Here is an 11,210-nt window from a genome sequence, read left to right as displayed (position 1 = left end):
GCTGATGGGCTTCGGAGTCTCGACGGCCTGTGCCGTCGGTGCGCTCGTCGCGGGTGCCGGGGTCGTCGCGATGGCGCTGCCCGGGCGGCCCGAGCCGTGGCCGGTGCACCTGCTGCGCCGGGCGGCGGCGACGGCCGCGTGGGCGGCCGCGGCCGTGTACTCGCTGGGATTCTTCACCGTCCTGCTGTCGGAGCAGGCGTTCGGAGACGGCGCGAACTCGGTCCCGGCCCCGGCCTGCCGCGACGGCTTCGACGAGGCCACGCGGGAGGGGCTGTCCCATCACCGGTCCTCGTACCTGCCGCTGCGCTTCGACTGCGTCCGCGAGGACGGCTCCGTCTACTCCAGTGATGCGGCCTACGGGTGGATGAACGGGGCGAGCGCCTCCCTCGCCCTGTCCGCCGCCCTGTTCGCCATCGGCGCGGGCTACGCGACCGAACTGCGCGCCCGCAAGGCGGCCCTGACGTCGTGACGGTGCTTCCCGTCTTCGCCGTGCTGGTGGTCGGCCAGGTCGCGCTCCGCGGGCTGCTGGCGCATCCGCTGCTGCCGCTGTGGGTGAGGACGTCGGTCTTCTGGACGGTGCCGCTCACCGCGGTCACCTGGGTGTTCATCATGGCGGCGGACGATCCCGTCCTGTTCCCGGAGACCGCCCCCTGCCCCCGTGAGCCGTACCGGGAGGGTGTCATCGGGAGCGGGAAGGTGTCGGGAGTCTCGGTCCCGTTTCCACCGCGGGCCTACTGCGAGTGGGAGGACGGCACCGTCTACGAGCTCGCGCCCGGGGCCGAGTTCCTGTTCTGGGTGTTCTTCGCCTCGGCGGCCGTGGCGCTCGCCGCGGGGCTGTGGCACGCACTGCGGGATCCGGAGTCGCTCCTGCGGTAGGCGGCCCCGCACCCGGGCGGGCGGGTGCGGGGCCGCTCCGTCATCCGAAGGCCTCCGCCAGGGCCTGGGGCAGGGGCCCGGTGTGCAGCACGCCCAGCCGCTGGGTGGCCCGGGTCAGGGCCACGTACAGGTCGCTGGTGCCGTAGCGGCCGGGCTCGACCACGAGGACGGAGTCGAACTCCAGGCCCTTGGCCTGGCGCGGGTCGAGCAGGACGACCGCCTGGGTGAGGTCGGGTTCGGCGCCCGCCGTGACGCCGTCCAGCCGTGCCGCGACGGGGCGGTGGAGGTCGCGCGGGGCGATCACCGCGAGCCGTCCCTCGGCGGGGGTGAGTTCCCCGACCGCCTTGGCGACGGCGCCGGGGAGGTCGTCGGTGGCGCGGGCCCAGGGACGTACGCCCGTGGAGCGGACCGAGCTGGGCGGCTCGAAGCCCGGCTGCTCGGCGCGGACCACGGCCGCCGCGACGTCCATGATCTCGGCCGGGGTGCGGTAGTTGACGCCCAGCCGGGTGTGCTCCCAGCGGTCCTCGACGTACGGGGAGAGGATGCCCGACCAGGAGCCGACCCCGGCCGCCTCCGCCGTCTGGGCCGGATCGCCGACCAGGGTCATCGAGCGGGTCGGGCTGCGCCGCATCAGCAGCCGCCACGCCATCGGCGACAGTTCCTGCGCCTCGTCGACGATGATGTGCCCGAACGCCCAGGTGCGGTCGGCGGCGGCGCGCTCGGCTGCGCTGCGGTGGTCGTCCTCCTCGTGCCGCTCGGCGAAGCGCTCGGCGTCGATGATGTCGTGCGCGGACAGCACCTCGGAGCCCTCGGGGTCGTCCTCCTCCTTGTCCTCGAACTCGTACGTGCGGGACGCGTACGACACGTCCAGCACGCCCTGCGCGTAGGCGATCTGCCGCTGCCGCTCGCGTTCGGCGCGGTCGCGGGCGAGCCGGTCGTCGTCGCCGAGGAGTTCGGCGGCCTCGTCGAGCAACGGCACGTCCGCGACCGTCCAGCGCCGGGTGACCGGGCGGCGTACGGCGTCGGCGTCCTCGGCGGGCAGGAACTCCTCCGGCGCGGCGAGGAAGTCCGCGACGAGCCGCTGCGGGGTCAGCAGCGGCCACAATTGGTCGACGGCCGACCAGACCTCGGGGTTCTCGGCGAGGTCGTCGCGGATCTGGGTGATGTCGCTGGGGTCGAGCAGGCTGGACCCGTCGAAGGGGTCGGTGCCGATCCGCTCGGCGTACAGGTCGGTGAGGGCGTTGAGGATGTGGCCCTCGAAGTGCTCGCGGGCGGCGTTGTGCGGCAGCTTGACGGCACGGGTGCGTTCGCGGGCGACGTTGACCAGGCCGTCGTCGAGCATGAGGACCTCGCGGTCGTGCTCGATGGTGATCACCGGGTCGGGCAGCGCCTGCCGGCTGCGCACGACCTCGGCGAGCACGTCGGCCATGCCGGCCCGGCCCTTCACGGCGGCGGCCTCGGGCGTGTCGGTCGCGGTGGCCTTGACGCCGGGGAACAGCTCGCCGACGGTCGCGAGGAGCACACCCGTCTCGCCGAGGGAGGGCAGCACCTCGCCGATGTATCCGAGGAACGCCGGGTTGGGCCCGACGATCAGCACGGCCCGCTTGGCGAGCAGTTCCCGGTGCTCGTAGAGCAGGTAGGCGGCGCGGTGCAGGGCGACGGCCGTCTTGCCGGTGCCCGGGCCGCCCTCCACCACCATGACGCCGCGGTGCGGGGCACGGATGATGCGGTCCTGGTCGGCCTGGATGGTCTGCACGATGTCGCCCATGCGGCCGGTGCGCGCGGAGTTGAGGGCGGCGAGCAGTACGGCGTCGCCCGTCGGGTCCTCGTGGCCGGTGCGGGTCTCGTCGCCGAGGTCGAGGATCTCGTCGTGCAGGTGGGTGACCGTCCGGCCGTCGGTGGCGATGTGCCGGCGGCGCCTGAGGCCCATCGGGGTGTGGCCGGTGGCCAGGTAGAAGGGGCGGGCGACATCGGCACGCCAGTCGATCAGGACGGGGGTGCGCTCGGCGTCGTCGGTGCGCAGGCCGATGCGGCCGATGCGGTGGGTGACGCCCGAGGTGAGGTCGATCCGGCCGAAGCACAGGGAGCCGTCCACCGCGTTCAGCGCGGCGAGCAGCCCGGAGCGCTCGGCCACGAGGATGTCCCGCTCAAGTCTGGCCTGCATGGGGGTGTTGCCCTGCGCGAGCGCGTCCGTGACGGAGGTCTCGGCGTCGCCGCGCAGCGCGTCCACGCGCGCGTACAACCCGTCGATGAATTCCTGTTCCTGTCGCAATTCATCGTCCGGAAATTCGGTGTTTGACAATTCCGCTCCCGCCCGGATATACTGTGCTCACTGAACTTCACCGCGGCTTCAATCGACTTGAAGTCACGAACAAACAAATATACGCAAGGAAATCCCCCGAGCGCAATTGCTCGGGGGATTTCCTGTTGTCCGGGCGGGTCGCCTAGATCACGTCGGCGAGTTCCTCCAGCAGCTTCCGCTTGGCCCGCGCTCCCACCATCGCCTTCACGGGCTCGCCACCGCGGAACACCAGGAACGTCGGCATGGACAGCACCTTGTAGGCGTTGGTCGTCGCCGGGTTGGAGTCGACGTCGAGCTGCACCACCTTCAGCCGGTCGCCCTCCTCGGCGGCGAGGGCCTTGAGTACCGGGGCCATCTGCCTGCAGGGAGGGCACCAGCCGGCGGTGAACTCCACCAGTACCGGGAGCTGCGCACCGAGCACCTCCGCCTCGAAGTCCGCGTCCGTCACGTCGGTCACTCCCGCCACTCCGGTCACCATGGGTTTCCTCCCAGCTCGCATGCGGGCTCCGGACCGCCCGGAACCTCCGCCTCGGCAGCCAGCTCGGCCCGCGCCAGCTCGGCCCGCTCCAGCTGCCGGGCCACGGTGTCCCGCACGCCGGTCAGCTGGCCGATGAGCGCGTCGAGTTCGTCCAGCTTGCGCCGGTAGACCGCGAGCGACGCCGGGCACGAGTCGCCCTCGGGGTGCCCGGCCCTCAGACACTCGACGAACGGCCGCGTCTCCTCCAGGTCGAACCCGAAGTCCTGAAGCGTCCTGATCTGCCGCAGCAGGCGCAGGTCGCTCTCGTCGTAGCTCCGGTACCCGTTGCCCGTGCGCCGCGCGGGCAACAGCCCCCGCGACTCGTAGTACCGCAGCGTCCGCGTCGTGGTCCCGGCCCGTGCGGCCAGCTCGCCGATTCGCATGCGCTCGAACGTAAGCCTTGACCCCGGCGTCAAGGCAACAGTGGTTTCCGCTCCACCGGGGAGGTCAGCACGATCGACGTGGTGGTGCGGCCCAGCGCGGAGACCGCCTCCAGGACGTCCTCCAATTGGACGGTGTCCCGGACGGCGACCTTGAGGATCCAGCAGTCCTCCCCCACCACGTGGTGCACCTCGGTGATCTCGGGGCGCTCGATCAGCTCCAGGGTCCTGGGGTGCTTGAGGGTGTAGCCGCCGTGCGGATTGACCCGGATGAACGCCTGGATGCCGTAGCCGAGCCGGGCCGGCGCTACGTGGGCGCCGTAGCCGCTGATCACGCCCGCGGCCTCCAGCCGTCGCACCCGCTCGGTGACGGCCGCGGGGCTGAGCCGGACCCGGCGGCCCAGCTCGCTGAGCTTGATCCGGCCGTCGATCTGGAGCAGCTGGAGGATCTGCCGGTCCAGCGCGTCGAAGGCCACCGATGTTTCGTCGGCGGCGGTCCGCAGATGCCGTGGTTCTTTCGGTGCGGCGGCCTGAACTCCCATGGTTCCCCCTTCAGAGCGTGGATGTACGCCGGGAGAATTATGGCCATGGAAAAGGCCCTGGAAGTACTGGTCATCGGCGGCAACCGATACGTCGGAAAGCGTCTCATCACACGGCTCCTCGCCGAAGGCCACCGCGTCACCGTGCTGAACCGCGGGTCCTCCCCGCCGCCCGCCGGGGTGGAGCACCTGCGCGCCGACCGGGACGACGAAAGGTCGCTGACCGGCGCGCTCGGCTCGCGGGAATTCGACGTTGTCGTCGACCAGGTCTGCTACACCCCGCGCCAGGCCGCGATCGCCCGCCGTGTCTTCACCGGACGCACCCGGCGCTATGTGATGACCTCCACGGTCGAGGTGTACGAGTACGAGGACTCCGAGGTTTTGGTGCGGGAAGAGGCCGTCGACCCGTCCACCGTCCCCGTCGACGCCGGACTGCCCTGGGACGATCCCGCGTTCCTTCAGGCCCAGTACGGGGAGGGCAAGCGGCAGGCCGAGGCGGTCCTCGCGGCCGGACCCGGGTTCGCGTCCACGGTGGTGCGGGTGGCCCATGTGCTGGGCGGGGACGACGACTTCACGGGCCGGCTGGCCCACTATGCCGAGCGGATACGCACCGGCGAGCCGATCGCCGTGCCGACGGCGAACCGGCCGGCCACGTACGTCCACGTCGAGGAGATCGCCCGCTTCCTGGCCTGGGCGGCGGGTGAGGACTTCACCGGGCCGGTGAACGCCGCCTCCTCCGGGGCGCTGAGCACCGAGGAGCTGTGTGCGGCGGTGGCCGCTCATGTCCCGGGCGGCCGGGCCGAGTTCCGGCCCGTGGAGGTCGGTGAGGTCTCGCCGTTCTCCTTCCGCCGCTTCTACGGCATGGACAACGCCCGGGCCGCCCGGCTGGGGTTCACCTTCAGCGAGGCCCGGCAGTGGCTGCCGCGTGCCGTCGCGGAGACGCTCGGGAAGGGCGACTGACGTGCGTTACAGGACTCTTGGCGGGCTGCGGGTGAGCGCGGTCGGGCTGGGCGCGATGCCGCTGTCCATCGAGGGACGGCCGGACGGGGAGCGTGCCGTGGCCACCGTGCACGCCGCACTCGACGCGGGCGTGACCCTCCTGGACACGGCCGACTCGTACCACCTGCCGGGCGCGGAGCCCGGGCACAACGAACGTCTGGTGGCACGCGCTCTGGCCTCCTACGGCGGTGACACCTCCTCCGTCCTGGTGGCGACGAAGGGCGGCCGCGGCCGCCCGGCGGGCGGCGACTGGACGGTGAACGGCCACCCCCGGCACCTCAAGTCCGCCGCCGAGGCGTCGCGCAAGCGGCTGGGCGTGGAGGCGATCGGCCTTTACCAGCTGCACAAGCCCGACCCCGCCGTGCCCTTCGAGGAGTCGGTCGGCGCGCTGCGAGAGCTGCTCGACGCGGGCACGATCCGGCTGGCCGGTCTGTCCAACACGGACGCGGATCAGATCCGCCGGGCGCACGAGATCCTCGGCGACCGGCTGGTGTCGGTGCAGAACCGGTACTCCCCGGCTGTCCGGGACAGTGAGCCGGAGCTGCGGCTGTGCGAGGAACTGGGGCTGGCGTTCCTGCCGTGGAGCCCGCTGGGCGGGTTGGCCCGCAGCTCCCTGGACGGGCCGTCGCGCACGGAAGGGGAACAGCGCTTCGCCGCCTTCCACGCGGTGGCGGCGGAGCGCGGTGCCAGTCCCCAGCAGGTCGGGCTGGCCTGGCTGCTGGCCCGGTCCCCGGCGGTCATCCCGATCCCGGGAGCGAGCCGGCCGCGGACGATTCTGGACTCGGCGGCCGCGGCGGACCTGCTGCTCACCGAGGAGGAGCGGGTACGCCTGGACGAGTCCGCCGAGCCGGCTCGCGCGTAGGCAGTTTCGTTTTGTGGATGACCGGGCGGACCAGGGGAGGATGCGCGTGATGTGGAGTCCGGCCAGGCAGATGATGGGCGGTCTTCTCGTAGCGGAGGCTCTGTCGGGGCGGCGAGATGATGCCCTGATGCCTCGAACGAGCGAGCCTCGCACCCGACAGCGGAGTACGGTGGCCGCCGCCGTACTCCGCCGAGTGTCCGGGAGCCTGAAGCGGTCGGCCGAAGCATGACCGGGTTCGGGGGCGGACAGGGGGGAGGCGTGGTCGGTCTTCGCGGCCGGCCGGGGGCCGGTTACGGGATGACGGTGAAGCCGTGCCGTCTGCCGAGCCGGGTCAGGGAGTCGAGGCCCGGTGTTCCGTCGGCGTCTCCGCCCCGGTAGGAGCCGCCGGCTTCGCTGCGCTGCCAGGCGGCGTAGGCCTCGATGCTCTTGGTTCCGAACGAGCCGTCGGCGTAGCGGGGTTCGAGGAGGCCTTCGATGACGAGAGCGTTCTCCACTGTCTGGACCTCGGCTGGGTGGGTGCGGTGGCCGTCGGGACCGGGAGGGTCTTTCCTGGCGGCCGCGACGACGTGGGCGAGACTGACCTGCCGGGACGGGCCACCGGGGCTGGGCCGGACCCTGGCGGACAGCACTGTGGCGGTGTCGATCGCTCCGGGATCACCGTGGTCGTTGCCCGGGACATGGCAGTGGCCGAAGTGGCCGCCCTCGGACTGCCAAACGGAACGTGAGCGGGTTGCGGAGCCGCCCGGGTAGGTCACGGGTGGGCCGGCTGGCCACAGGCCGGGTACGTCCCAGGAGCGGAGGGCGGTGAGGATCCGTTGCCAGCCGGGTCTGTCCCGGGGATCCCATCCCGCGGTCCACGGTGTGGCGGCGCGGCCGAGGACCTCGATCTGTATGCAGACCCGGCCCTCCCGGTTGGTCCGGCGGGAGCCGTCGTTGCGCAGGGCGCGCGCTGAGTGGTGCAGGGGGCCGAACTGCCCGACGCGGTCGGTGACCGGGCAGTAGATCAGATGCGGTTCGGCGGACACCTTGATCAGGTAGGAGGCGACGGCCTCCAGGTACTTTCCGCCGGCCGGTGACTCGGTGGTGTGGTGGACCACGCGGGGTGGGTTACCGGGAGTGTCCATCGGGCCGCCGATCACTCCGTCGCCGCATCTGATCGCGTGGCCGATCCACAGGGCGCCCTGGTCCCGAGTGGCCACGGTGGCCGTCGCCGTTCTTCCGGGCTCCATGCGAAGTGCGGGCTTTTCACGGTGCCTGGCCCCGGACGGGGCTGGGGCTGTGCGGACGGGCTGGTACCACTCGAGGTCTCCGTCCTCGCGCAGGACGAACACCGAGCCCGGGTGACGCGGATGCTCGATGACATGGCGCGGGGTGGAGGGCAGCGCGGCAACCGCGCGGACGTCCCCGAGGTGATGCTGGTCGACGGTGCCGCGGTAGGTGATGGACCGGTCGGGGTGGATGACGGTGGCGTGAAACAGGGGCATCGGATATCTCCCTGGGTGGTGGCTGGTCGTCGTGGCCTCCGCAGGCAGGCAGGGCCTGGACGCTCATGGACGCCGCACAGCAGGGGCTCATCGCAGGTGCACCGCGCGCCGGGTCAGATGGCCGGGGCGTCGGTCCGCGTGCAGGACAGGCCGTTGCTGGTGCCGGCGGGGGTGGTCACGGTGACCGCGGCGGCACCGGCCGCATGGGCGGGGCTGACCGCGGTGATCTGGGTGCTGCTGTCGACGGTGAACGGTGTCGCGGTTTTGGTCCCGAAGCGGACGGCTGTCGCGCCGGTGAACCCGGTCCCGGTCACGGTGACGGTGGTGCTGCCCGAGACGGACCCCTGGTTGGGACTGCCCGAAGAGACCACAGGGGCAGCCATGGTTGTACTCCTTCAGACAAGGCAGATCGCGGATTGATCACACATGAGGGCCGGATCGTGGCGTGGCCAGGGTGAGACCCGTCCGGGCGGGGGGGGGACTTCCGCCCGGACGGGGGTTCACCGCCTCCCTGCCACGGAGGCAGAGGGGTGGGTCAGGTGCCGGGGCCGGCGACGTAGGGGAAGGCGCCGACCGCCGTGGCGGATCCGGTGGGGTTGGTGACGACCACGTCGTCTGCTCCGGCGGTGCCGGGCGGCGTGGCCGCCGACAGCGTGGTGGTGTTGATCACCGAGAACGGGTGCCGGGGTGCCGTCGAAGGTGACCGAGTCGGTGGTGCCGAGGTTGGTTCCGGTGATGGTCACCGCGGTGCCGCCGGAGGCCGGGCCGGCCGTGGTGATCGTCGGGTTCTCGATGTACGTGTAGGACAGGCCGTTGGTGGTGCCGCCCGCGGTGGTCACGCTCACCGAGACGGGGCCTGCGGCGGCTCCGGCGGGCACCGTGACGCTGAGGGAGCTGTCGGAGGTGACTGTCGGAGTGGCGGTCACGCCGCCGAAGTCCACGCTCGTCGCGGTGGACAGGCCGGTTCCACCCGGACGGGGAGACGGCGGTGACCTGGGTGGGTGAGACCTGGGTGGGTGAGACCTGGGTGGGTGAGACCTGGGTGACGCTCGTGGCCGGCTTGCTGCCGAACTTCACCGCGCTGGTGTTGGACAGGTTCGTGCCCGTGATGGTCACCAGCGTGCCACCGCCGGTGGAACCCTGATGGGGAGAGATGGGCATGGCTGTACTCCTCGCTCTTGGTGGGGACATGCGAGGAACCGGTGCAACGGGCCGGCCGGCCCGCCGACGGCAGCGTCACAGGTACACGACCTCACACGGTCAACGCCGCAAGGGGCCAGGGAGAACGAGCAGGGGCGACGCACCGCCGTGGCCACGGCCAGGCGCGCTGCAGCCTCCCGGCCTCTCCCGTGGGCAAAGAGAAAACCGGCACACAGCTGCCCGTCCAAGCGTTCCCCCGGCACGGGGATGGGCAGCCCGCCGGTTCACACTCTCAGTGACCCACACAGCCAACCGGGTGACAAGACGCCCCCACCACCAACCACCCGAACGGAGTAACCGTCACTGGGACGCCATCCGCTTTGATCGTTTGGTTCGGGCTGAGCGGGCATGGACTCCGGTCGGCGGCGGGAGGGTGGAGGTGGTTCGGCCGTTCCTGCCCCCGCGCCAAGGGGCCTGCCCGGCCTGTCCTTCACATGCCCGCCGGCACCGGGATCCCCCCCTATACCGTGTTCGCGTCACCTGTGAACGATGTTCGTCGACCGGTATTCAAATCCTTTGACGCATCGGCGATTTGGCGATTCGCGTCGGGCTCACGACGATACCTTCGCTCGAAAAGATGTCACGTTCCCTGATGGTGGGGGGCGCACATAACGCGCTGGGCCGTTCGGGTGAGGTGCTCTGATTCACATTGTTGTTGCCGAGGTGTAAATGGATTATTGGAGGCGGATCCAACCGGTGGGCAGCCCTTCTCGCCGGGGGGTGCGGCAGTCGACTACCTGTAGCTTTCCCGGGAAAGCCTAGGTGATCGCATCGGCATACCGCGATGGGCACCCTGGTGGAGAATATGGATCCCGTCAGCCGGTGCTGCTTGCAGCACCGGCTGACGCACCAGCATTGATGACACCGCATTCCCGCCATTGCACTTGGCGCGCCTGTGGGGCTGGCAGCGAAGGCGACTTTAGAACCCAACGTCATGAGACAGCCTTTAATGGAAAGCCTCGTTGACGTGACCCGCTAACGGTAGCTCCGGTGGATTGGTTGCTCTGAGGCGGAGAATCGGCGCAGGCGGACCTGGATGCTTGTCCGGACGGAACACGGTGCAGGCCACAGACCCGGTGGCGGCTCAGGCTCCTGCCGGGGGCGCGGGCAGAGCAGCCGACGGCGACGCAGGCGATGCTTTTGCCGAACAGCGGCGTTGATTATTCGATGGCGGCTTGGAGGACTTCCGAAGTCACGTCGAAAACGGTTCCCTCACAGGGGCACAGCCAACATCCGGCGAGCTCACGCATAGCGGGCAGATCTGGAGCTGTTTGCTCATGCAGCCGTAAAGCCGGCAGGTGCGACTGGTGTGATGATTCCGCCAGTTGCCGGGGTGCGTGCAGGCAATGATATGGAGGTCCCGTTGCGGACAAGACGAACCACACCCGCCACGGTGATCTGGTGGCTCAGGGTTGTCGGAATGACCCTGCTCGGAGTAATCCTCGTGGCCGGACTGTCGACGTCGATGGCCGTGTCGTCGACTACGTCACGGGTTCCGGGTCGGACGGGACCGTCTGTCGACGTCTCGAACGTCAACGATAATCGCTCGGAGAACGTCAACAGCAATCGCTCCGACAGCGCGGCGGGTGCCGGAAGCAGGCTGACGGAATCGACGGTCGCGCCTCCCCCAAGCCAGACTGCAGACGCTTACGTCGCCAATGCCGGCTCGGACACCGTGTCGGTGATCGACACCGTCACCGCCACCGTCCTCGTCGGCAGTGCCCCGGTGGGCGTGGCCGTCGCACCCACCACCTGACGAGAGCGACGAGCCGGAGGAAACGTTCACAGCCAGTCCGGGCGGACTCGACCGGCTGCAACGCCACGACCGGACCAGCCCCGCGGTCGGTCAACGGGACCGCCGGCACACCCACTCAGTTCCTTGAGCGTCGGCACCCACCCCATCACCGTCTCCTACACCGGCAGCTCGGGCTTCGCCGGCTCCAGCGGCACGGACACCCCTACCGTCGCGCCCTGACCTGGTACCAGTCACGAACTGCCCCGGCCACAGGCCTGTCGTTCGGATCAGGCCGCAGGAAATCGACGGTGCTGTT

General features: G+C 70.6%; 11 protein-coding genes and 1 pseudogene. 5 read left to right on the top strand and 7 right to left on the bottom strand.

The annotated features are described in order from the left end of the window. Positions 1-4: 4 nt before the first annotated feature. Both RFN52_RS27980 and RFN52_RS27975 read left to right on the top strand, forming a co-directional pair. A complete protein-coding gene (locus RFN52_RS27980; protein WP_184850129.1) occupies positions 5-469 on the top strand; it encodes a hypothetical protein in 465 nt (154 codons plus the stop codon). After that, positions 466-876: a hypothetical protein gene (locus RFN52_RS27975; protein ID WP_184850127.1), complete on the top strand. Its 411-nt coding sequence runs from the start codon at positions 466-468 to the stop codon at positions 874-876. The genes RFN52_RS27980 and RFN52_RS27975 overlap by 4 nt, the downstream gene beginning before the upstream one ends. Positions 877-916: 40 nt before the next feature. Here the strand turns inward: RFN52_RS27975 and RFN52_RS27970 are convergent, their stop codons facing one another. The 4 genes from RFN52_RS27970 to RFN52_RS27955 form a co-directional block, all read right to left on the bottom strand. Further along, positions 917-3,148, bottom strand: a complete 2,232-nt coding sequence (locus RFN52_RS27970) for a HelD family protein (protein WP_311241072.1) — start codon at positions 3,146-3,148, stop codon at positions 917-919. Between the two features lie 172 nt (positions 3,149-3,320). After that, positions 3,321-3,656, bottom strand: a complete 336-nt coding sequence (locus RFN52_RS27965; protein ID WP_311241071.1) for a thioredoxin family protein — start codon at positions 3,654-3,656, stop codon at positions 3,321-3,323. Further along, entirely contained in the window at positions 3,650-4,078 is a 429-nt protein-coding gene (locus tag RFN52_RS27960) for a MerR family transcriptional regulator (protein ID WP_184850125.1), read from the bottom strand. The genes RFN52_RS27965 and RFN52_RS27960 overlap by 7 nt, the downstream gene beginning before the upstream one ends. A gap of 29 nt (positions 4,079-4,107) precedes the next feature. Further along, positions 4,108-4,617 carry an Lrp/AsnC family transcriptional regulator gene (locus RFN52_RS27955; RefSeq protein ID WP_311241070.1) on the bottom strand — a complete coding sequence of 170 codons (510 nt, stop codon included), beginning with the start codon at positions 4,615-4,617 and terminating at the stop codon, positions 4,108-4,110. Between the two features lie 45 nt (positions 4,618-4,662). Here RFN52_RS27955 and RFN52_RS27950 point away from each other — a divergent pair, with 45 nt between their 5' ends. Both RFN52_RS27950 and RFN52_RS27945 read left to right on the top strand, forming a co-directional pair. Further along, on the top strand, positions 4,663-5,574 hold the full coding sequence (locus RFN52_RS27950) for an NAD-dependent epimerase/dehydratase family protein (protein WP_184850123.1): 912 nt from the start codon (positions 4,663-4,665) through the stop codon (positions 5,572-5,574). A 1-nt stretch (position 5,575) separates the two neighbouring features. Next, on the top strand, positions 5,576-6,475 hold the full coding sequence (locus RFN52_RS27945; RefSeq protein WP_184850121.1) for an aldo/keto reductase: 900 nt from the start codon (positions 5,576-5,578) through the stop codon (positions 6,473-6,475). A 290-nt stretch (positions 6,476-6,765) separates the two neighbouring features. Here RFN52_RS27945 and RFN52_RS27940 read toward each other — a convergent pair whose 3' ends face one another. The 3 genes and pseudogenes from RFN52_RS27940 to RFN52_RS27930 form a co-directional block, all read right to left on the bottom strand. Beyond that, positions 6,766-7,959 (bottom strand): peptidoglycan-binding protein LysM, encoded by a 1,194-nt coding sequence (locus RFN52_RS27940; RefSeq protein ID WP_311241069.1) that lies wholly within the window; start codon positions 7,957-7,959, stop codon positions 6,766-6,768. A 113-nt stretch (positions 7,960-8,072) separates the two neighbouring features. Next, positions 8,073-8,342 carry an IPT/TIG domain-containing protein gene (locus tag RFN52_RS27935; protein ID WP_184850119.1) on the bottom strand — a complete coding sequence of 90 codons (270 nt, stop codon included), beginning with the start codon at positions 8,340-8,342 and terminating at the stop codon, positions 8,073-8,075. A gap of 152 nt (positions 8,343-8,494) precedes the next feature. Continuing rightward, positions 8,495-9,120, bottom strand: a pseudogene (locus tag RFN52_RS27930) (IPT/TIG domain-containing protein). 1,459 nt (positions 9,121-10,579) lie between these two features. Between RFN52_RS27930 and RFN52_RS27925 the strand changes: the two are divergent. Beyond that, positions 10,580-10,915 (top strand): hypothetical protein, encoded by a 336-nt coding sequence (locus tag RFN52_RS27925; protein WP_308431954.1) that lies wholly within the window; start codon positions 10,580-10,582, stop codon positions 10,913-10,915. Positions 10,916-11,210: the final 295 nt, after the last annotated feature.

The organism is Streptomyces collinus (assembly GCF_031348265.1).
Classification (GTDB): domain Bacteria; phylum Actinomycetota; class Actinomycetes; order Streptomycetales; family Streptomycetaceae; genus Streptomyces; species Streptomyces collinus.
Note: the sequence above shows the minus strand (reverse complement) of the source record. Positions and strands in the feature narration are given on the sequence as shown.

What these genes read in the sequence shown, in the direction of transcription:
- RFN52_RS27925 (WP_308431954.1), top strand. Translation starts at nt 10,580, where the DNA reads ATGACCCTGCTCGGAGTAATCCTCGTGGCCGGACTGTCGACGTCGATG.
- RFN52_RS27965 (WP_311241071.1), bottom strand. Translation starts at nt 3,656, where the DNA reads ATGGTGACCGGAGTGGCGGGAGTGACCGACGTGACGGACGCGGACTTC.
- RFN52_RS27980 (WP_184850129.1), top strand. Translation starts at nt 5, where the DNA reads ATGGGCTTCGGAGTCTCGACGGCCTGTGCCGTCGGTGCGCTCGTCGCG.
- RFN52_RS27935 (WP_184850119.1), bottom strand. Translation starts at nt 8,342, where the DNA reads ATGGCTGCCCCTGTGGTCTCTTCGGGCAGTCCCAACCAGGGGTCCGTC.
- RFN52_RS27950 (WP_184850123.1), top strand. Translation starts at nt 4,663, where the DNA reads ATGGAAAAGGCCCTGGAAGTACTGGTCATCGGCGGCAACCGATACGTC.
- RFN52_RS27960 (WP_184850125.1), bottom strand. Translation starts at nt 4,078, where the DNA reads ATGCGAATCGGCGAGCTGGCCGCACGGGCCGGGACCACGACGCGGACG.
- RFN52_RS27955 (WP_311241070.1), bottom strand. Translation starts at nt 4,617, where the DNA reads ATGGGAGTTCAGGCCGCCGCACCGAAAGAACCACGGCATCTGCGGACC.
- RFN52_RS27940 (WP_311241069.1), bottom strand. Translation starts at nt 7,959, where the DNA reads ATGCCCCTGTTTCACGCCACCGTCATCCACCCCGACCGGTCCATCACC.